The sequence below is a fragment of the Methanosarcina sp. genome (assembly GCF_035390745.1).
Lineage (GTDB): Archaea > Halobacteriota > Methanosarcinia > Methanosarcinales > Methanosarcinaceae > Methanosarcina.
The window spans coordinates 23,235-44,141 of sequence record NZ_DAOOUJ010000018.1 but is presented as its reverse complement, the minus strand read 5'-3'; the positions used below and the strand labels follow the sequence as shown (position 1 = coordinate 44,141).

At 41.0% G+C, this 20,907-nt stretch carries 14 protein-coding genes, 1 tRNA gene and 4 pseudogenes; 10 read left to right on the top strand and 9 right to left on the bottom strand.

Features of this window, described 5'->3' with window-relative positions; all coding sequences use genetic code 11:
- Positions 1–48: 48 nt before the first annotated feature.
- The 7 genes and pseudogenes from PLL47_RS06570 to PLL47_RS06540 form a co-directional block, all read left to right on the top strand.
- A pseudogene (locus tag PLL47_RS06570) lies at positions 49–585 on the top strand (IS5 family transposase); the annotation flags it as partial.
- A 401-nt stretch (positions 586–986) separates the two neighbouring features.
- A pseudogene (locus PLL47_RS06565) lies at positions 987–1,202 on the top strand (transposase); the annotation flags it as partial.
- A gap of 1,215 nt (positions 1,203–2,417) precedes the next feature.
- Positions 2,418–3,122, top strand: a complete 705-nt coding sequence (locus tag PLL47_RS06560) for an ABC transporter ATP-binding protein (protein ID WP_324445395.1) — start codon at positions 2,418–2,420, stop codon at positions 3,120–3,122.
- Positions 3,123–3,187: 65 nt separating this feature from the next.
- Positions 3,188–4,435: a COG1361 S-layer family protein gene (locus PLL47_RS06555; protein ID WP_324445394.1), complete on the top strand. Its 1,248-nt coding sequence runs from the start codon at positions 3,188–3,190 to the stop codon at positions 4,433–4,435.
- A gap of 43 nt (positions 4,436–4,478) precedes the next feature.
- On the top strand, positions 4,479–5,693 hold the full coding sequence (locus PLL47_RS06550; protein WP_324445393.1) for an ABC transporter permease: 1,215 nt from the start codon (positions 4,479–4,481) through the stop codon (positions 5,691–5,693).
- A gap of 388 nt (positions 5,694–6,081) precedes the next feature.
- A complete protein-coding gene (locus tag PLL47_RS06545) occupies positions 6,082–6,954 on the top strand; it encodes an ABC transporter ATP-binding protein (protein ID WP_324445392.1) in 873 nt (290 codons plus the stop codon).
- A gap of 153 nt (positions 6,955–7,107) precedes the next feature.
- Positions 7,108–8,364, top strand: coding sequence for a COG1361 S-layer family protein (locus tag PLL47_RS06540; protein WP_324445391.1), 1,257 nt, complete (start codon positions 7,108–7,110; stop codon positions 8,362–8,364).
- A 191-nt stretch (positions 8,365–8,555) separates the two neighbouring features.
- Here the strand turns inward: PLL47_RS06540 and PLL47_RS06535 are convergent, their stop codons facing one another.
- Positions 8,556–9,917: an ATP-binding protein gene (locus PLL47_RS06535; RefSeq protein ID WP_324445397.1), complete on the bottom strand. Its 1,362-nt coding sequence runs from the start codon at positions 9,915–9,917 to the stop codon at positions 8,556–8,558.
- A 747-nt stretch (positions 9,918–10,664) separates the two neighbouring features.
- Between PLL47_RS06535 and PLL47_RS06530 the strand changes: the two genes are divergently transcribed.
- Positions 10,665–11,273 carry a flavin reductase family protein gene (locus tag PLL47_RS06530; protein ID WP_324445390.1) on the top strand — a complete coding sequence of 203 codons (609 nt, stop codon included), beginning with the start codon at positions 10,665–10,667 and terminating at the stop codon, positions 11,271–11,273.
- Between the two features lie 134 nt (positions 11,274–11,407).
- On the top strand, positions 11,408–12,145 hold the full coding sequence (locus tag PLL47_RS06525) for a flavodoxin family protein (protein ID WP_324445389.1): 738 nt from the start codon (positions 11,408–11,410) through the stop codon (positions 12,143–12,145).
- Positions 12,146–12,297: 152 nt separating this feature from the next.
- On the opposite strand, the gene PLL47_RS06520 is transcribed toward PLL47_RS06525, so the two are convergent.
- The 3 genes from PLL47_RS06520 to PLL47_RS06510 form a co-directional block, all read right to left on the bottom strand.
- The gene (locus PLL47_RS06520; protein WP_324445388.1) at positions 12,298–14,019 is read right to left on the bottom strand and encodes an ATP-binding cassette domain-containing protein; all 1,722 of its coding nucleotides are present in this window, start codon (positions 14,017–14,019) and stop codon (positions 12,298–12,300) included.
- 735 nt (positions 14,020–14,754) lie between these two features.
- Positions 14,755–15,498 (bottom strand): phosphoglycerol geranylgeranyltransferase, encoded by a 744-nt coding sequence (locus PLL47_RS06515; protein WP_324445387.1) that lies wholly within the window; start codon positions 15,496–15,498, stop codon positions 14,755–14,757.
- A gap of 6 nt (positions 15,499–15,504) precedes the next feature.
- A complete protein-coding gene (locus PLL47_RS06510; protein WP_324445386.1) occupies positions 15,505–15,654 on the bottom strand; it encodes a 50S ribosomal protein L40e in 150 nt (49 codons plus the stop codon).
- Between the two features lie 530 nt (positions 15,655–16,184).
- Between PLL47_RS06510 and purB the strand changes: the two genes are divergently transcribed.
- Entirely contained in the window at positions 16,185–17,531 is a 1,347-nt protein-coding gene (gene purB, locus PLL47_RS06505; RefSeq protein WP_324445385.1) for an adenylosuccinate lyase, read from the top strand.
- A gap of 38 nt (positions 17,532–17,569) precedes the next feature.
- Here purB and PLL47_RS06500 read toward each other — a convergent pair.
- The 5 genes and pseudogenes from PLL47_RS06500 to PLL47_RS06480 all read right to left on the bottom strand — a co-directional run.
- Positions 17,570–18,086: pseudogene (locus PLL47_RS06500) on the bottom strand (transposase); the annotation flags it as partial.
- Between the two features lie 371 nt (positions 18,087–18,457).
- Positions 18,458–18,532 (bottom strand) — tRNA-Pro (locus PLL47_RS06495).
- A gap of 109 nt (positions 18,533–18,641) precedes the next feature.
- A pseudogene (locus PLL47_RS06490) lies at positions 18,642–19,199 on the bottom strand (UbiX family flavin prenyltransferase); the annotation flags it as partial.
- 14 nt (positions 19,200–19,213) lie between these two features.
- Entirely contained in the window at positions 19,214–19,573 is a 360-nt protein-coding gene (gene lpdD, locus PLL47_RS06485) for a prenylated flavin chaperone LpdD (RefSeq protein ID WP_324445383.1), read from the bottom strand.
- A gap of 5 nt (positions 19,574–19,578) precedes the next feature.
- Positions 19,579–20,796 carry an HD domain-containing protein gene (locus tag PLL47_RS06480; RefSeq protein WP_324445382.1) on the bottom strand — a complete coding sequence of 406 codons (1,218 nt, stop codon included), beginning with the start codon at positions 20,794–20,796 and terminating at the stop codon, positions 19,579–19,581.
- Between the last annotated feature and the right edge of the window lie 111 nt (positions 20,797–20,907).

Below are 20,907 nucleotides of genomic sequence, written 5' to 3'. Positions count from 1 at the left end.
TATAAAAACACATAGAGAAGAGCTTGTCTAACGCTTAACCGATGACGCATGAAACCCTTATTACCTCTCCCTAAACCAAAAAAGAAGCCTGGAAGACCTCGAAAAGATGATAAGAGAATACTGAGTGGTATTTTTTATCTCCTTCGTACTGGTTGCTAATGGAAATCTCTGCCACGATTTTATGGAGCTCCAAGCACCGTTCATGATCGATTTCAGGAATGGCAAAGATCAGGCCTATTTGAAAAAATGTGGCAAGCTGGTCTACTGGATTATGATACTATAAAAGGGTTAGAGTGGGAGTGGCAAGCAATTGATGGCGCAATGACAAAAGCACCATTAGGTGGAGCTGGGACTGGAGCTAATCCAACTGATCGTGGCAAAAAAGGTACAAAAAGGAGCATTTTAACAGATGGTAAAGGTATACCACTTTCAGTAACAGTTGATGGAGCAAATCGTCACGACAAAAAGCTTGTAAAAAAGACTTTTGATGCCATTATTTTTGAAAGACCGTCTACAGATGCTGTTATTCAGAACATATGTATGGATACAGGATACGATTTTCCTGATATCAGACAATTGGTTAAACCGGAGTTTATAATATATCAAAAAAGAATGGCTGACGCTTGCGATAATCTGAAGTCCAACAAAAAACTAATTAAGTTCTAAACCTGTTTAGTTCAATTTTGACGCCGCCACATCTTGAGTTCGCCCACCGATTGATACTTATATGATTCTCACCATCTCTATACTAAAGAAACCGTAATAGGGCGTCTTAGTATAGAGGTTTTGTGTTAGACCCTATAAAGTGGGAAATTAACTATTTTTGGCCACGCCAATTTGTTTAATTGGTTCTATATTTATCTGTTTTATATTAAAACGTTTGGAATCATTGCCAACAGAATTAATTTTTGGTTAGACCCTACAAAAGTCATGTCGCTTGACGTGGCTTTATACTATAAAGTATAAACTCCGGTTAAAGAATATGGTATACTTCCCATATCAAAGGTCGCGGAGAGGAAAACATAAGAATACAGATACCAGGTTTTAGGGCAAGAAGATGGATTGTAGAAAGGACAAATTCATGGCTAAACAGATTCAGAAGACTGCTTATAAGATGGGAAAATAAAATTGAGAATTACCTTGCTATGCTTCACTTAGCATGTTCATGGATAACATTCAGAGCATCAGGACTTTTCGGATAGGTTCTTAGTGGGCGCTGTCAAACATAAGCTAAAATGTAAAAAAAGTAATCATTATATATTTCATTTTAAAAGAAAAAGTTGCCTGAGAAACCGGCAACTTTATACATATTATTTCCATTTCTCATCAGATTGTTGCTTAGTTATAAGTAGTAAAACAGTCTAAGGAAAGTTGACTCGTAGGCTAGTTTGACATTCTTATAGATCAGCTCGAAGATCATATCAGTTTCCTCCGCTATTTCCTGTATTTTGTTCTTTTCCCATTATACACCTGCTTTTACAGCTTAATTATAAGCAGTAAAACAGTCTAAGGAAAGTTGACTCGTAGGCTAGTTTGACATTCTTATAGATTAGCTCGAAGATCATATCAGTTTTCTCCATTATTTCCCTGTATTTTGTTCGTTTCCCGTTATACACCTGCTTTTACAGCTTAATTATAAGCAGTAAAGCAGTCTAAGGAAAGTTGATTCGTAGGCGATCTTGACATTCTTATAGATCAGCTCGAAGATCATACCAATCCCCTCCACTCTTTATAAGTTTGAAATTCTCTCTAATAGTGGCTATAATTAGCTATACATATCAGATTATATAAATTGAAGATAATTACATATCCTTACGAATAATAGTTCTCAAAGATTTAACTGAAGTCCCTTTTATAACTTCGCACATGTTTTATATAGCATTATATGTTTGAATGTTCCATTATAGCTTTAGATTCCGTCTAAATTTTTCAATCGCCCCCAGTTTGAAGAATAACTTTTTGAAACTGAATAGTCCAAAGACTGTGTTTTTCTGTCGTGTCTATACAACCTATCTGTAAGAGGCTGTCTTAAAATAACAAAGATAGGTTTCAGGCCTGGAGCATAAATTTTATGAAAATGCCATGCGCTTTCAGAAATAAATTCTGACGGCTTATATTTACTGCTCACGATTATTCCTTTTTTATTCCTGGCAATTTTAAGCAAAAGTAGTATTTGAAGCTCAGCACTCTGTCCAAAAGTCCAAAACAGTGTACGTAGTGCCAGTTTTCAAAGTTCGATTTTAAGTGTCGAGAATGATCTCCATTAATCGATAATCCTTAAGTTTAAAATCTCCTCTTATTCTATAAATTTATAGAGCATAGATTAAAATGGATTTTCTTACATAGAGTAAAAGCACTTAAGATCATTCAATGTAATTTCTTTCTGATCATATCTCAGTAAAATTGGGGAGGGGGATGTGAACATTAATGGGAATAGTTTACCTGATGATAGGTTACCTATTGTCGAGGTTTCCAATGTCAGGAAAAGTTATATGCTTGGGGATATGGAAGTTCCTGTACTTTCAAATATTTCCCTTAAAATCGAAAAAGGAGAATTCCTTGCGATTGTAGGTCCTTCAGGCTCCGGAAAAAGTACTCTTATGAACCTGATAGGTTGCCTGGATAGGCCCACTGAAGGGCAGGTCTTTATAAATGGACGCGACTTGCATGGAATGTCAGATGAAGAGCTTGCTCGTCTCCGGGGACTTGAAATAGGTTTTGTTTTTCAGACTTTCAATTTAGTCCCTCGTCTGACAGCTCTTGAGAATGTTTTGCTTCCAACTTTTGCCAATTCAAGAGGCATAGATCCACAAAAGCGTGCAAAGGAACTACTTAGTCTTATGGGTTTACAGGATCGTATGCATCACAGGCCTGGAGAGCTTTCGGGAGGTCAATCCCAGAGGGTCTCAATTGCAAGGGCACTCATCAATGATCCTTCAATTCTTCTTGCTGATGAACCGACTGGAAACCTGGACTCGAAAACTGGTTTTGAAATCCTTCGCATATTTATGGATTTGAATAAGGAGGGAAGGACGGTCGTAATAGTTACACACGACCCTGAGATCGCAAAATTTGCTGATAGGGTTGTCCTGGTAAAAGATGGAGTAATTCGGTATAATTAATAAGTGAGTATATAAGGTGAGTATATAAGGTGAGTATATAAGGTGGGAATATAAGGTGGGAATATATGGGGTTAATTAAAGAGCGTATTATTGCAACTTTCTTTTCTTTACTTCTAATCGCCTCCGTTTTTGCATTTCCGGCTTCTGCAGCTGTAGGGAGTGCAAACCTTAAAGTAACGATAGTCGAAACAGATCCTTATCCTGCAAAAATAGGAGAATATCTGACCCTAAACATACAGGTGGAAAATGTAGGAGGAGCTCAAGCAGATGACGTTGATATTGAAATAGTTCCTAAATATCCTTTTTCTCTTGACTCAAAGGAAAACGCTATTCAGAACATAGGAGCTCTTAATCCTGGCAGAACCGCTACAAAAGAGTTCTCTCTATATGTTGATAAAAATGCCCAGAAAGGAACTCGTTCCATAGATATTCGCACGAGAACCAGTAAAAGCGGTCCGTGGAGTACGCAATCTTTTGATATCAGGGTGGGCACTGAGACTTTCAACAGCAAAGGAACTGTCGAGCTTGCAGAGATCGTTACTTCTCCTGAAGTCTTTATGCCAGGAGATGAAGGTACCGTCACAGTAACTCTTAAGAACACCGCAACGTCGCCTACAGTTACTATCGGTGGAGAAGACTTTGATACCAATGCGAGAATTCAGGCTGCAGTTTTGAGACCGCTGTCTGATGGAATTACTGTCCAGTATGCTCCTTATTATGAAATGGGGCTTTTGGGTCCTGGAGAAAGTATTAAATTAACTTTTAATGTTGAAGTCGAAGAAGACGCCAAAGAAGGAGTTCACAACCTTGAACTTGAAATCGAAGGAAATTCTTATGACTACAACAGCCGGAAGAACATTCCTCTTAAAGTTGATTCTTCGAATATAAAGGTAATTACCTCAAAACCGCTCGAGCTGGTAGATGGGAAAGCTACTGTAGAGTTTGATGTAGCAAATACCCACCCTAACGAGCTAAACTCTGTCAGCATAAGACCCGAAGCTGAAGGTGTGAAATTTTATCCTGCAGAGTACTTCATAGGACCTATGGATCCTGATGAACTTTTCACAATAAAGTTTGATGCAATAAGGGATAACTCTCAGGATTTCGACAAAGGAGACTCAGAAAGCATGAACATGTCTGTTACTGCGAGCTATAATAACGGGATTAACAGGCACGAAAATGTTGTAAGTAATCTAAAACTTGCAACTGACTTATTGCCTTCTGAAACAAACTCTTCAGTTGCAATTGCGGGTCTCATTGCAGTTGTTTTTATCCCTGCAGCCGTTCTCCTGTACAGAAGAAAAAAGCAATGAACTACCAGAAGTCTTTAAAATGTCATATTTGTGGGGGTAAAATATGATACAATTTGTACAGGCGGCCCATATTGCTTCTGGAAGCATATGCAGCTCCAAGCTTCGGTCTGCACTCACAACACTCGGGATTGTTATAGGTGTCGCAGCAGTAATTATAAATGCATCCCTCGGTGCCAGCTTTAATCAGTTCTTCACTGACGAAGTTAGCTCTGTGGGCTCAAACTTTATAATTGCATATAGCGATCAGCCCAACCTCTTCTATGATAGTGAGCTTGAAATCATTGAAAATACTCCCGGGATTTTAGGAGTTTCTCCCAGAAAAATAGTGTCCGGAGAGATTAGTTACCTTTCGGATACTAAAAGTGTGAGCGTTGTTGGCGTAAACGGAGACTTTCAGGAAATCCAGGGGATCAAAATGGCGGAGGGAAGTTTCCTTACTGATAAGGACATTTACTCTGCCGTACTCGGGTATGACCTTGCAAAAGAGGAATTTGGCAGGAGTATCTCACATAGGAGCAGTGTAGATATTTCATTCAGACAGGAGAACGGTACGCTTGTGACAAAAAAATTCAAAGTAAAAGGAGTTCTGGAGGATTCAAAAGAAACTATTGTGGGTGGAGACAGCAGTACAGACATGATTGTCTATATTCCTATTTCAACCATGAATGAGATGACCGGAGAACAGGACTATGGAGCCTTTTTTGCGATGGCAGAATCTTCTGAAAACATCGGCAATATTTCGGAGGATGTAGATAAAAAACTTGCCAGGAACTTCGGAATTGCTGAAAGGGACATCGATGACGAAGATTCGAAGCCTTATACGGTATTTGATCAGGCAGATATTCTCAAGGAGACTGGCGCACTGGGAGATGCTTTAAGCTCTTTCCTGCTCGTCCTTGCTTTGATTTCACTGTTCGTGGGCTCAATAGGAATAATGAACATCATGCTCGTGACAGTCACGGAACGCACAAGGGAGATCGGTATCATGAAGTCCGTAGGTTACAGCAGTTCCAATATTTTATCCCTTTTTTTACTTGAATCGATAATGGTCAGCTCTCTTGGGGGATTATTGGGTACTGCCATAGGGGGCTTTGGAGCATATATCCTTGAAAGTGCTCTCAAACTTCCTCCGGTGTTTCCTTTCATGTTAATTGAAATCGGAATTCTTATTTCGGTTCTTGTAGGTGTAGGCGCAGGCCTGTATCCTGCAAGAAAGGCTGCGAATATGAATCCTGTGGATGCCCTAAGGTATGAGTGAGGGTTTTTTAGTTTGAAGAAATGACCCTTATTTTTAACATTTTTTACCATTCTTCTTTTTTTCTTTGCTTTTGGCAGTGTTGCAAATTTGCTGTAAATTCAAAGTCAATTTTTTGATCACCGGATGTAAAACCAATCTATTGATTTCGAATTTTTGACTCAACACTCTCTTAAAATTCGTAGTTTTACAGAAAAATTGGCACGCTGCCCAGCTTTTTAGTAATTTCGATTAAAAAGGTAAACTTAGAAAACTGAGCTGATAACGCTTATTTTTTGTAGATCTAATCTTGAAAGTAGACGGATAACAACACTTAAGAGCAAAAAACGTTGATATCGTAAAGCAATTCCATAAATAATTTCTTCAAAGTTTAAACAGCACCGGAGCAGATATGAAGTCTAAAATACTTGATTATGAAGTTTCTTCTCACGGAGTTTCGAAGCTGGAAGCGGGCACAATAAATGAAAATAAAGAAAATATGCTTCCTGCAGAAAGTCTTTTTTTCTCTGATGAAACTTCATATACAGACTCCCTTAAGTGTGAGTTGCCACATTCTGACCTGTCTGGAGGCCGGAAAGTAAAAAATCTATCTGGATCTCCGGTAATAGAAGTTATTAATGTTAAAAAGAGTTATGTCCTGGGGGATATGGAAGTTCCTATTCTCCGCGATATCAATCTGACAGTACATGAAGGGGAATTTCTTGCTATAATGGGCCCTTCAGGTTCAGGAAAAAGCACACTCATGAACCTTATAGGTTTTCTTGACCGACCCACAGAAGGAAAAATCATTATTAAAGGCCTTGATGTCAGCGAATTGTCTGATAAGGAGATTGCCAGGCTCAGGGGACTTGAGATCGGCTTTGTTTTTCAGACCTTTAATCTTATTCCAAGGCTTACAGCTCTTGAGAATGTTGAGTTGCCCACTTATGCTAATTCAAGAGAGGGTGTGGATGCGCATAAAAGGGCAAAAGAACTTCTTAATATGGTAGGGCTTGCGGACCGCATGCATCATAAGCCCGGAGAACTCTCCGGGGGGCAGTCGCAAAGAGTAGCCATTGCCAGAGCTCTTATCAATGATCCGGCAATCATTCTTGCCGACGAGCCCACAGGAAATCTGGACTCCAGAACAGGCTGTGAAATTCTTGGCATGTTTACTAAACTTAACGAAGATGGAAGAACTATTGTAATGATAACCCACGATCCTGAAATTGCGAAGTATGCCGACAGGGTAGTACTTGTAAGAGACGGAATAATACAGCAGTAAGATAAATTAGAATATCTTGAATCTCCGGTTACTCAGAACATCTCTCCTCAACACTAATAATTCTGAGATTCTAAATACCAGAATACACCTGAATAATCCAGATACCCCCGATAATTAATCTCTAAACTCCTCAGTAAATCAGGATGATTTAAAATGAAAGGAATGAAGCCCCCAGTTACCTCTATTATTGTATTTCTTCTTTTAGTTTCATCTATTTTTTCAGCACCTGTATCTGCGTCGACTGCCAGTGCTAACCTGAAAGTTACAATAGTTGAAACAAATCCCTATCCTGCTAAAATAGGAGAATACCTGGACCTGACGGTGCAGGTAGAAAACATAGGAAGAGACAGGGCAGAAAATGTTGATATCGAAATAGTTCCTGAATATCCCTTTTCCCTTGACTCAGAGGAAAATGCCGTGCAGAACATTGGATCACTTGCTCCTGGCAAATTTGCGTCAAGAGAGTTCCACCTTTTTGTGGACAAAAATGCTCAGAAGGGGGTCAGGTCAATTGACGTTCGCGTGAGAACTGACGAGGGCGACCCATGGAGTGAAGAATCTTTTGATATAAGGATAGGTACCGAGACTTTTGACAGCAAAGGCACTGTTGAGCTTGCAGAAATTGTTTCATCCCCTGAAGTTTTTATGCCCGGTGATAGAGGGACTATCACAGTAACCCTGAACAATACCGCAACAGCTCCTACTGTTACTATCGGTGAAGAAGATTATGATACCAATGCGAGGATTCAGTCTGCAGTTTTAAGATCGCTTTCTGATGGAATAATTGTTCTTGATGCCCCCTACGGAGAAATGGGGCTCATTGGTCCAGGGGATAGTATCAAACTGACATTTAATGTTATGGCTTCTGAGGGCGCAAATGAGGGGACACACAATCTTGAACTTGCAATCGAAGGCAATTCTTTTGATTACAATAGCCGGAAAAATATTCCCCTTGAAGTTGACTCCTCGAATGTAAAGGTAATTCCCTCGAAACCTCTCACACTGGTAAATGGTGAAGCTACTTTAGAATTTGATGTAGCTAATACTCATCCAAACAGTTTCAGCTCTGTCAGTATAAGACCCGAAGCTGAAGGTGTAAATTTTTATCCTGTCGAATATTTCATTGGACCCATGGATCCTGATGAACTTTTCACAATAAAGTTTGATGCTATAGCAGATTCGTCTCTGGAAAACAAAAGAAAAACCTCTGAACCAGTAAATCTTAGTCTTTCTGCAAGTTACAGCAACGGCATTAACGAACACGAAAGTTTAGTAAGCAATCTTCATATCAAGCAGATTGAGGAAAATCAAAGAAGTAACTCAGGCCTGATTACAGCCAGCATCCTGCTTGTCGCCCTTGCTGCCGCAGGTGTATTTCTCTACAGAAAAAAACAGCGGAAAAACAAATGATCAAAGCCTGTAGCTATCTCCTGAAATGACTTTTAATAGGATGTAAAGATACAGAAGTTTGCAAACAGGCTTTCCCTGGATTTATTGAATTATAGTAGTATCAACGGCTTGCCGCCTTTACAAATACTGGCTTGATATAGGAATCGCTCCAGTATCCGCAGCTTATTCCTGTAACCAGTTTTGATTATTTTTCACTTTTTTCCTTTCGAAGATGATCTCGTTTTTTTAACTTCGCCCTCCCTGAGGGAGGTATTTTCTAATTTTTCCGGAATGGTAAAGGTAAATGTACTTCCTTTTCCTACTTCGGAGTCCACCCAGATATTCCCTCCGTGAAGGTCTACAAAGTTCTTTACAATAAATAACCCAAGACCTGCTCCTCCATATCCCCTTGCTGCAGTTGAATCCGCCTGTGTAAAAGGCATGAATATCTTTTCGTAGCTCTCTTTAGAAATCCCTATTCCATTATCTGAGACTTTAACCTCGAGAACTCCTTCCTTTTTGCAGGCGCTGATAACGACCTTCCCTTTCGCAGAAGTAAACTTTATGGCATTGCTTACCAGGTTATACAGGATCTGCCTGAGTTTTGTAGTATCAGCCTGAACATTTCCTGCAGAGGGATCGATCTTCAGTTCAATAGTAATCTTCTTGACAGAAGCAGGAGAAAGAAGGCTCATTCTTACCTCTCCGATGAGGCTTGCAACATCTACATCTTCATATTTAAGAGTCTTTTCCCCGGCTTCAAGCCTGGATATATCAAGCAGGTTGTTAATGATTTCGAGCAGACTTTTCCCGCTTATCAGTATATTATTTACGTACTTTGATTGTTTTGTGTTCAGGGGACCAAAAGCCCCTTCCAGCAGCAGATCCGAAAAACCTATAACTGAGTTGAGTGGAGTCCGAAGCTCATGGCTCATATTCATTATGAAACTGTTCTTTGCCCTGTTTGTGGCCTCAGCGTCTTTTTTTGCTTTGAGAAGGGTTGTTTCAAGCTCTCTTTGCCCGTTTACATTGCATGTGTGTACTAGATATTCCCATTTCTCTCCTCTTTTAACGAGAACGCCCTTTTCTTCTACCAGCTCAAGAAGTTCACTGCCTGATAATTCTTTCAGAGGATAATTGCAGAGATATGTAAGTTTTCTTCTGTTATCCGGGTTAATTTCTTTAAGGCTTTCTTCTAAAACTTCAGGGTCGGGCTTGAAGAAGCCTTCTGTTCTGGTAATATCCACATTCATTCTGAAACCAGGAAATCCTTCAGAAAAGGCTTTTTCACTCTTTCCTTCCACAAGTTCTTTTACTGCTGATTCAGGCAGCGGGAGTTCTTTAGAAAGCGATTCGGCTGTAATAATTTCTAATTGGGATGAAGTTAAACACTTCTCTACATCCATTCCTGCTTTCTCAAGTTCTTTTTTTGCCTTTTCTACTTCCAGTTCATCATTGACGGTCCAGAGACAGTACTCTCCCCTCTCAATTCCCTGTTTAAAATAGGCAATAAGTAGTTCAGTAAGTTCTTCAATATCGCTATATACAGCAGAGAGCTGTGAGCTCTGTGGGATGCTTGAAAAAAGTTCGGGGCATTTGTCAGTATTTTTTATCAGAATCTTTCCCCCTCCATGTGTTTACAATAAGTGCATCTTCATTGCACAATCAGGGTTTGAGCGGGGCATGAAACAGAGGCGGTGGAGATATTATATCAACTTTCCGCGCTCTAAATCTGGTTTAAGTTTTTAAGGGAATAGCTCTAAAATTTACAGGATAATATCTGATTTCAAACATTTATTTCTTCTTAACTTTGAATATTTAATACATATGCTTATATTTTTCTATCATATAACATCAGCATATATAAGAAATGTGCGGATTCTCAATGTTGTAAAGTTCTCTCAGTTTTCAATGCCCTCATTACAGCAGAATTTCTAAAGGGACCTTCTCATTTTTTTCATATCCCCCTATATTATATATTTGTAGATTAATATCTACTGGAGGTTTCTGAATAGTTAACCCGGACTAAGAGTCTATCCGAAAAGTAGAATAACTACATTTTCAGGTAATATTGGAAAGTAATTTTTTTCTCAAATTCTTTTTGTTCTCATCCTGTGAGCGTTTATAAGGATCAACTGCTTGCCCGGTCATATCCTGTTCTGTTGAATCTTATTCTGCTCCGTACGAAAACCGGAATGCTAATTACATATCTGGAGAATACATATACAAAAATACATTTTTAGGTATTACTCTTCAGGTTCGTGGAAAGTATATTCGAGAACCTGGATTTTTGTTTGTGCAGCTTTGTGGAGGATGAAAGGGTGGAAATCGGAGAGAAGAAAGCTATTGGAGCCAGAAATTTCCTTTATCCTATGCCCACTATCCTTGTGGGTGCTGATGTTAACGGAAAGCCAAACTACCTTACTGTTGTTTTTTGCGGAATAGTTCAGGCAGGTCCCCCGATGATTGCGGTTACTCTGGGAAAAATGCACTATACAAATGAAGGGATCAGGGAAAACAGGTGCTTCAGCGTGAATATTCCTTCCAGGTACATGCTTGAAGCTACGGATTACTGCGGCATCGTTTCCGGGAAAAAGATCGATAAATCCGGTATTTTCGAAACTTTTTACGGAAAGCTCGAAAAAGCTCCGATGATCCGCGAATGCCCTGTAAACCTTGAATGCAGGCTGGTGGATACACTGGATTTCGGCGGGTCCAATGAGGTTTTTATTGGTGAAATTGTGGAAAGCTATGCAGAAGAAAAATACCTCTGCAATGGGATTCCAGATATCGAAAAGATAGAACCCATCGTTTTTTCCATGTATGATAACAATTACTGGGGAATCGGCGAGCGTCTCGGTAAAGCCTGGAATGCTGGAAAAAAGTTCAGTCAGAATATTAATGAGGACAGAAATGAAAGTAATATGTAGAGAGAAAGTTCTCTTTGAAGATGGCTCTTTTTGCAGGTGCAAATAAAGAGTTTTGAGAACGATTTTGGGAATTACGTGCCGAGAAAACGGCTCGCACCAGTTTCGGTTTTTATGGGAAAGCAGGGGGTTATTATATGAAAATAACTGTATTCAGCGGGAGCCATAAGGGCAGAGAAGGAAATACTCTTATTATGGTTGAAGAGTTCCTGAAAGGGGCAGAAGAAGCCGGGGCAGAAACTGAGAATATTATTCTTGCAGAAAAAAAGATCAGGTACTGCAGGGGAAAATTTGAGTGCTGGCTTAAGACGCCGGGCAGCTGTACAATTCGCGATGACATGGATGATTTGCTTCCACGGTTCATGGATTCGGATATTGTGGTCTTTGCATGCCCTGTATACTTCGATAACGTTCCTTCCATAATGAAAAATTTCATAGATAGGCTTTCTCCTGTGCTTTTACCTCATTTTGAGGAGGATGAGAAGGGTGAGTACAGGCATGCCAAGCGTTACGAAAAGTATCCGAAATTCGTCGTAATCTCGAACGCAGGGCTGCCAGAACAAACCAATTTTGAAGTCGAGAGCCTTTTCTTCAGGAGGCTGGCAAGAACTTTTCATACCGAACTGATTGCAGAAATCTATAGGGGAGAAGGAGAAATTTTCAGAGGACAGAAAAATCTCATGCTGAAACCTCTAATAGGAAAATACAAAAAACTTCTCAGGTCTGCCGGAAAAGAAATTGTTGCAACTCAGTCTCTTTCGGAAAAAACAATTAAAGACCTTGAGAAACCAATCGTACCCCAGAACCTGTACATAACATTCGGAAACGAGGAATGGGATCGGCTTATAAAAGAATCTCTGAATGATGAAAAATAATCTCTAATTATTTTCGTTTTCTATCCGCTGCTGTTTTTCAAAATAATCTGCAAAAACTTTATTTAACTGGTAATATTGAAATAAAAACGGAAAAAAGAGTCTGGAGCAGACTCTCAGATTGTTAATTTTCAGGTTAATTACTGTTTTTCCATCTAGCCTTCAATAAGATCTTCCAGGCTGTGCTCCATGTAAGGAGCATTACTCCTGTTGATCAGCTCCTGGCAGACTTCAATCGGCGTTCCGTCCATTACAAGAGCTCCGTTTTCTATTAATACAGCCCTGTGGGCAACTTCCCTGACAAAGTCCATATGGTGGCTTACGAGTACGATGGTCGTGCCGAAGCGCTTGTTAATCCTTTTTAATGAATTTGTTACATCTCTCAGGGTTACCGGGTCAAGGTCTCCGAAAGGCTCGTCAAGCATAAGGTACTCGGGAGAGGTTGCAAGGCTCAGGGCAATAAAAGCTCTGACGTGTTCTCCTCCGCTTATCTGGTAAGGAGTTTTGTCAAGGACTTCCATTGACAGGTCAAGGGCTTCAAAGACTGGCTTTGAATATGTATCAACATCTGTTACTGGAATGGTTGGGAAGAGTTCGGAGTAAATCGTGTCATTGAGGTTCAGTTCCCTTAGCACGTCGGTCTTTTCCTCTTCAGGCATATCAGGCAGGCGGTAAATAGTATCCAGGGTCTCATCCGAAAGTCCCATTTCTCTGGCTTTATTTCTTGCGTATTCGATTGCACCCTGTTTTTTCATGCTCAGTCTGAAGCGGATCTGGTCTCTTACAGTTGAGTTTACGGACATTGAGAACTCCTGGTTCATAATGCTCATTATCCGCCTGAGTTCCATGCGCTTCTTGCTGTATTCAGTGACATCCACCCATTCACCCTTGCAGAGATACTCAACTGACCCGCTTTTCGGTTTGATCAGTCCTTCCATCAGCTTCATTATGGTTGTTTTTCCGGCTCCAGAAGGTCCTATAAATGCCAGAATTTCTCCTCTATGAACATCCAGAGAGAAGTTTATGATATTGAGGACTTCTCCCATCCGGATAAGAGAATAACGTTTTGAGATATCTCTTACTTTAATGCAGACCTCATTATTCCTGGGTTCTGAGAGTTCTTCCCTTGGTTTCATATCTCTCAGGAAATTTTTAAGTACCCAGGCAGGTTCTCCGTCGGCTGCTATTTTACCGTTTTCCAGGAAAATAAGCCTGTCTGCGAGATACGCGTGAATCTCAGGAAGATGAGAGACTACTATTATAGGGATATTCAGTTTCTCTTTCAGGCTCTTTATCACATCAAGAATTTCCTGCTTTGTATCCGGGCCTGTCATTGTTACGGGTTCGTCCAGGAGAAGCACTCTAGGGTTTGCGGCAAGCTGTCTTGCCATTACAACTCTTTGCTTTTCCCCACCGCTCAGGAGATTGGTGGAATGAAGGGCTTTACTTTCCAGACCCACGAGTTTCATGTACGGCATAGCTTTTTCTAAGAGCTCCTCATACTCTTCACTTCCAGTGCTCGGAATGGCTTCATGCCCTATTTTGAGATAATTCAGTTTTCTCATTATATTTTCTATTGCAGGCCCGTTCCAGAGCCCAAAATTCCGCTGGAGGTGTATTGCGGTGACACTTTTCAGGAATTTTTCTCCTTCAAATCCTGAACTCGGGGTTACAGTTTCTCCATCAACTTCCACAGTCCCTTCATCAAAGGGTTCAACTCCACGGATTATCCGCAGAAGGGTAGATTTTCCGCTTCCGCTTCGACCTGTAATTCCGAGGATCTCTCCATCCTCCACCGTGAGGTCGATATGGTCCAATACTCTTATTTTTTCGGAGCGTACCTCATAATCTTTTACCAGGTTGGAAATTCTGATCATAATCATACCTCTTAGTGTTGATTGCAAGTTAGGGTCCCATAGGGGGATTGCATACTTTACTGCAAGAGCTTATTTGCTCTTGCCTGTTTTTTTGGATCATATAATGATAGCAAAGATCTTATTTTAATAAAACATATTAATAAAATAAATATATGTGTTACTTCTATGTCTATTTATTGTAATAGGTTACTTGTAGCTATCTATACATGGTGACATTACATGTTTCGGAACGTTAAGCATCAGGATAGTTTCCAAGTATAAAAAAGGTTTAAGAAATAAAATGTTTCGGTATAAGTAAGGTTATAATAAATCAAACTCTGCAATTCAGCATTTTTTCCTGATTTAGAGCTCTGCTCTTTCAACCAGGAGATCTGCCACTTTTTTTGCATCTTTAAGGATTTCGATGATTTGTTCGTAAACGTCCTCTCTGACGTTCATCTTTCCTACCTATTCTACATTTTTTACTGGTTCTGAGCTTTTTTGAGGGTCCATGTCCTTAATATTTATTGACAGGCGGCTGTTTTATATTTAATCTACAAAAATATTTAATCTACAAAACGACAGAAACCATATGTCACTTCTTTATCAGACCTGAAGGCAGGAAATCGAAATAACTAAAGCTCTATAAAAACCGAAACTCAAAAAAATAGTATTTAAAATTGGTTAAGTGTAGCAAATCTTTTTTGACTGTCAAAAAGCAGGTAGCACACCTTGAATTTATCCTTAAAAAGAAACTCATCTTTTTATGGCTGACACAATCTCAGCCACCTTTGCAGCGACGTCTTTTACTTCTTCGACAATTGTGCCGGTAACGATCATGTCCGCACCTGCAGAGGTACAGAGCTTTGCCGTATTTGCATCTCTGATTCCACCGCCAACAATAAGTTTGTTTTCTCCAAGTACCTGTTTGACAGCCCCTATCATTTCGGGGGCGACTGGTGCATCAGCTCCAGATCCAGCTTCAAGGTAGGTATAATGCATCCCAAGGTATTTGCCTGCAAGGGCATAGACTGCAGCAATTTCAGGCTTTTTCCGGGGAATCAGTTTCGCGTCCCCTACCCAGCCAACAGTGCCTCCGGGTTCAATTATAAGATATGCCATGGAGATTGGCTCAATCTGACTCCTGTATACAAGCGGAGCTCCAAGCACCTGGTTTGTAATTACATACCCCAGATCCCTTGAGTTCAAAAGGCTCATGAAAAATACCGCATCTGCGTACTTGCTGAGCCCGGCTGAACTTCCCGGGAAAAGGATGGTAGGGACATTTACGTTCTCTTTGATTTTTATTACCGTTTCATCTAACAGGGTTCCCGACGCTCCGGTTGAACCCCCTATCATGATGGCATCAGTGCCTCCTTCAACTGCTGCGCGAGCAATTTCGGCGGCTCGCTCAGGCGTCTGGGACGCCGGATCGATAAGGGTAAGATGAACTTTTCCGTCCTTTTCAATAATCTTCTGGAGGTGTGCTTCCACCTGCAAAAAAGATCATGCTCCCTTGGATTCCTTGGATTTAACACGAAGAGCACTGGAACCGCATTTTCTGCAGCGGGTTGCCCTTGTGGCGTTTCTTGCATTACACTTCATGCAAATTTTTTTGTTTAATATTCTTTCTTCTGCTTCTGGAAAACGACCCATTTTTTGTCACCTGCTATTATTTTTTATTCTCAATACGGTATATAGCCCGCTTAATGGATGTTAATACATATAATGTTTTTCATCAAAAATTTCCACCGCTAACTGGGATTTTAACTCTTTTTTTCTGTTTTTTCCAATTTCAGTTTTTCTTTCTAACATTCGGACTCGAAGCTTATTTATCTGTCCTGTTGTTTATCCCGTAGCCTGCAGGCTGAAGTTTTAAGGCTGAGTAAAAAACCTTATTTGGCACAATAATATTACGACTAATACGGTTAATTCTGGCAGTAAGCGGGCTATTAAATATAATTTCACTGATTATTTCACTGCCAGTTGCAAGCAATATCTAAAATTAAAAAGTTACTCTCAAACCCCCAGGGTCATTCAGGCTAAGGGTAATTTAGTCTAAGGACTATCTTAGGCTAGGAATAATTTACGTAAATTTAATTCAGACTATTATAACCAGGATTGATTTAAGGTTTAATCTAGACCCGGGATGATATTTAATTCCCGATTCCAGTAAGGTGATTGATGTGGCTATCCATCCTATAGAATACCGATACGGTACAGCGGAAATGAAATTTGTGTGGAGTCAGGAAAACCGACTTGCTAAGATCTTACAGACCGAGGCAGCCCTTGCCCGGGCAGAAGCAGATATGGGGCTTATCCCCGCAGAAGCGGCAGAAATTATATCCGAATGCATTACTTCTGTAAAAGCCGAGAGGGTCGATGAAATCGAAGCTGAGATTCACCATGACATGATGGCTGTTGTTGTTGCGATTTCTGAAAAGTGCAGGGATGACGCAGGAAAGTGGGTTCACTTTGGAGCCACTTCAAATGATATTCTTGATACTGCAACGGCTCTCCAGATTAAGGACGCAATTGATATTCTGGAAGACAAACTCAAAACTCTTCTCAGGGTTCTGGTAAACCAGGCTGAAACCCATAAGAATACGGTTTGCTGCGGAAGAACGCACGGGCAGATTGGTGTCCCAACAACTTACGGCCTCCGTTTTGCAATCTGGGCTTCTGAGATTTCAAGGCATCTTGACCGCCTTTATGAATTAACCCCAAGAGTTACCGTTGGGCAGATGACCGGGGCTGTCGGAACCCAGGCGGCTTTTGGAAAATCCGGGATCCTGATTCAGAAACTTACAATGCAACACCTTGGAATTGGATCTGTGGATGTCTCAAACCAGATTATTCAGAGGGACAGGCATGCAGAGTTCGTTATGTGGATGGCAAACGTGGTAACAACTCTGGATAAGATAGGGATTGAAATCCGGACGCTTCAGCGCAGTGAGATTGCCGAGATAGAGGAAAGCTTCGGGAAAAAACAGGTAGGTTCATCTACCATGCCTCACAAGCGCAACCCTATAAAGTCCGAACAGATCTGCGGGCTTGCCCGGATTGTCAGGGCAATGGTTGAACCTGAGCTCCTCAACAACACTCTCTGGGATGAGCGAGACCTTACTAATTCTTCATGTGAGAGGGTTGTCTTCCCTGAAGCCTGTGTGCTTACGGACCACATCATCAAGCTCGGAATCAGTGTACTTGAAAACCTCAGGTTCTATCCCGAAAACATTCGCCGTAACCTTGATCTTCTGAGGGGTCTGAATATGGGCGAGGCTGTAATGATAGAACTTGCAAAAAGAGGGGTGGGCAGGCAGGAAGCTCATGAACTCGTACGGACTGCAGCGATGAAAGCCCATGATACAGGGCAGCATTTCAGACAGGTTCTTCTGGATACTCCTTCTGTTTCAAGGTACCTGAGTGCCGGAGATATTGAGAACCTTGTGAACCCTGATAAATATATAGGAACGGCAGTGGAACAGGTAGAAGGGCTTGTGATTAAGCTTCGTGAAGCCTACTCCCTCTGAACTTTTCTTTGGCATGAAAGTACATGAGGATATCTTCCTCACGTACTCTCTCTGTCCTCTTTTCCCATAATTGCGAATATTCCGCTAATTATTGATATCCGTTCATCAACCGAGAATATCTCGGTTTCCACAATCTTCCTCTTTTGAACTTCTCCTTTTTCATATCCTGTTTCATCTTCGTACATCTCATCCTTTGTAATAAGATGCCATATTATCGTTGCAATCTTCCTTGCCAGAGCAATAATCGCCTTTGCATGTCCAATTGACTTCTTTTTCCTGTTAAAAAACTCTTTTAACTTGCTCCCATTTTTTTCTTGCTGCAGCCTGAGCAACCTGAATTAAAATCCATCTTGCAACTTTTGACCCTCTCCTTGTGATCCTCCCATTGTGGTATTTATCGGCAGATTGGTACACATTAGGTACCAGTCCAAGCCATGAAGCAAGTTTATCACCAGATGAAAAGTCATTGAAATCACCTATTTCGGCGAATATAGTTGCGGCACTGATCTCAACGACACCTGGAGATGATATTAAAAGTTTCATTTCACGGTTATTCTAAAGGTTCTGTTGCAAAAATTCATAAGCAGCATGCAGTAGAATAAAGAGGAAATCAAAAGAATGGTAATATGCTATCTAATTCCTTTAATTTAAGTGGAAAAATTACGAAGAGCCAATTATCCTGCTTAATAATAGAGCAAATCACAAAACTCAAAAACTACTTACTTAGTTCTCAATTTTGAAGTAATCAATCGAACTACTAACCAGGAGTGGTAATGAAACCAATGATAAATGCATAAAAAAATAGCTCTTTTGGGATAGGCTCATACAGTGGGGTTAAGAACACTAAAACTTAAAAAATAAACTGCAAATATTCATTTTTACAGAAACATCTAAAAAAGGTGGAAAATGTATAAAAAAGTATAATATGGGATAGCGCGGATTTGAACCGCGGTCCAAGCGTCCCAAACGCTCGAGGATGGACCAAGCTACCCTACTATCCCATAAGGATATGCCATAAGGGCGTCCCTTCAAAAGGATATTATCCTTTATATAGCTTTCGTTAGAACATACGGCTGTACTCTGACCTCGCACATCAAAATGAGAATTTTTTCATTCCCAGCGCTGATAAATGTCATTTTCTATTCCCAGAAGGTCAAGAGCCCTGCCAGCCATGGTGTCTATAAGGTCTTCAATGGTTTTCGGTCTGGAATAAAAGCCCGGGCATGCCGGAAGGATGCTTGCTCCTGCCCGTTTAGCTTTCAGCATATTCTCGAGCTGTATCAGGTTCAGGGGAGTTTCTCTTGTCATAAGGATAAGTTTTCTCTCCTCTTTCAGGCAGACATCTGCAGCCCTTGTTATCAGGGTATCGGATATGCCATTTGCAACAGCTCCCAGGGTTTTCATGCTGCATGGGGCAATAATCATTCCTGAAGTTTTATAAGAGCCGCTGGCAATGGGCGCTGAAAAATCTTTCTGGGAATAAGTCCAGGTAGCCAGCTTTTCAACTTCCACAGGTAAGTAATCAGTCTCGATTTCGATTATCTGTTTTGCAGCTTCGGTCAGTACAAGATGGGTTTTAATCCCTTTTTTTGCCAGCACTTCAAGAAGGCGGATTCCATACTGAACCCCTGAAGCCCCGCTGATACCTACAATTATTTCCATTATTCGCTTCTCCTTGCTGTTTAGTCACTTTTTTCGCAGGAAGCAATGAAGTTTCCAAGCATTTCCTCTGCGGCTGAGACTATTTCTTTTATTTCTTCCAGGCTGATATTATCAACGTGAATTCCGGCAACAACGACCGCCGTTTTTCCTGTTGCTTTGCTTACCCGCTTTGCACTGTCAAGGGCAAGCTGCTCTTCCCTGTGCCCGGGCAGTGAGATCACGGAGGAACTGGCCCTTCCACTTTTTTCATCAAACAGCCCTACTGCAACCGCACCAGCATGTTCTTTTCCACCAGTAAGGGTCAGCAGGTAGTCCTCTCCCAGTTTTTTTGCTTCAAGAGTGATTTCTATCCTGCTGACTTTCCTTGTGATTTTAAACAAAGATTTTACTCCTTTACTTCAGTTCCTTTCAGGTCGCTCAGCTTGAATTGTTTTGTAACTTTCTTTACGTTAAAGTATTCCTTTGCAGCTTTTCCCACAGCTTCACAGTGTTCTTTCGGGCAGTATACCCCCATTCTCCAGTTATCCATGTGAGCTTCCTGGAGGATCGATACGAAGTGTGAAGCTTCATTCAGGGGAACCAGCTTGTGGTCTGTTTTTATCATTGCTTTCATTTCAAGCATTTCAGGAGTCTTCGGGATGTCTACGAGCACGCACTGCTGGTCCACTCCGGCAAGTTCTGCAATCTCCTTCTCAGCCCTTTCAATTTTATCCCGGTGCTTGAGCACGCCTTTTCCTGCATCCTCAAGACCTATATAAAGCGCCCTCTTATAGAGTTTGCGTGCATCAAGTTTTCTTGCAAGTTCTCCTCCATGCCCCTTTGAATTTCTCATGGCTGAAACAAGGTCTGTATCATCCATCTGCCTTAGCCGGAACGGGTCAAGCTCTCCGTCTTCTATCATGTGCTCAACAGCTTTTGAGCACATAGCTTCCGAGATTCTGGTCACATGGTGGTAATAAACCGAGCTGTTCATCCAGAAGCGGGAGACCAGAAGAGATTCTGCTGCTTTAAGCCCTCCGTGATCGATCACAAGCCTGTCTTCATGAAAACGCATCTGGTTAATCAGGCGGTTGTAGTCCACGACCCCGAAAGCGACACCTGTATAATGAGCATCCCGGACAAGGTAGTCCATCCTGTCCACATCGATTTCACTGCTGAGGATCTGCCCTAAAGAGGTCTCCCCCTCAACATGTTTTGCAAGTTCTCCGGGGTAAATCCCGTGCTTGCTCAGGACTTCTTTTACTTCTCCTTTTCCTACAATTTCCTTTATCTCGTCATGCCTGCGCCTGGTGTATTTGTAAATCACGTTCTCTGTTACGTGGGAAAAAGGACCATGTCCTATATCATGCAAAAGGGAAGCTACCCTGATCTCCAGCTTTTTGTCTTCATCAATCGAGTCGAGGTTTTTCATAAGCATGGAGGCAAGGTGCATGGTTCCGAGGGAGTGTTCAAAACGGGTATGGTTTGCTCCTGGATATACAAGGTTTGAAAATCCAAGCTGTCTTACTCTTCTGAGGCGCTGCATCTGGGGGGTAGCCAGAAGTTCCTGGACAACTTCATCCAGTTCAATGTAACCGTGTACAGGATCAAGGACTACTTTCATTAATCTTTAGACAGATGTCATTATATATTGCTGTATCTATTACTTTGATTATTACTTTGATACGCAAATTAAAGGATACCTGCTGCCCGAATGTTGAAATAAATTCGGAAA

Excerpts from the sequence above, each read along its gene's own strand:
- PLL47_RS06550 (WP_324445393.1), top strand. The coding sequence starts at position 4,479 with ATGATACAATTTGTACAGGCGGCCCATATTGCTTCTGGAAGCATATGC.
- PLL47_RS06480 (WP_324445382.1), bottom strand. The coding sequence starts at position 20,796 with ATGAAAGTAGTCCTTGATCCTGTACACGGTTACATTGAACTGGATGAA.
- PLL47_RS06545 (WP_324445392.1), top strand. The coding sequence starts at position 6,082 with ATGAAGTCTAAAATACTTGATTATGAAGTTTCTTCTCACGGAGTTTCG.
- PLL47_RS06540 (WP_324445391.1), top strand. The coding sequence starts at position 7,108 with ATGAAAGGAATGAAGCCCCCAGTTACCTCTATTATTGTATTTCTTCTT.
- PLL47_RS06510 (WP_324445386.1), bottom strand. The coding sequence starts at position 15,654 with ATGGGTCGTTTTCCAGAAGCAGAAGAAAGAATATTAAACAAAAAAATT.
- PLL47_RS06525 (WP_324445389.1), top strand. The coding sequence starts at position 11,408 with ATGAAAATAACTGTATTCAGCGGGAGCCATAAGGGCAGAGAAGGAAAT.
- PLL47_RS06520 (WP_324445388.1), bottom strand. The coding sequence starts at position 14,019 with ATGATCAGAATTTCCAACCTGGTAAAAGATTATGAGGTACGCTCCGAA.
- PLL47_RS06555 (WP_324445394.1), top strand. The coding sequence starts at position 3,188 with ATGGGGTTAATTAAAGAGCGTATTATTGCAACTTTCTTTTCTTTACTT.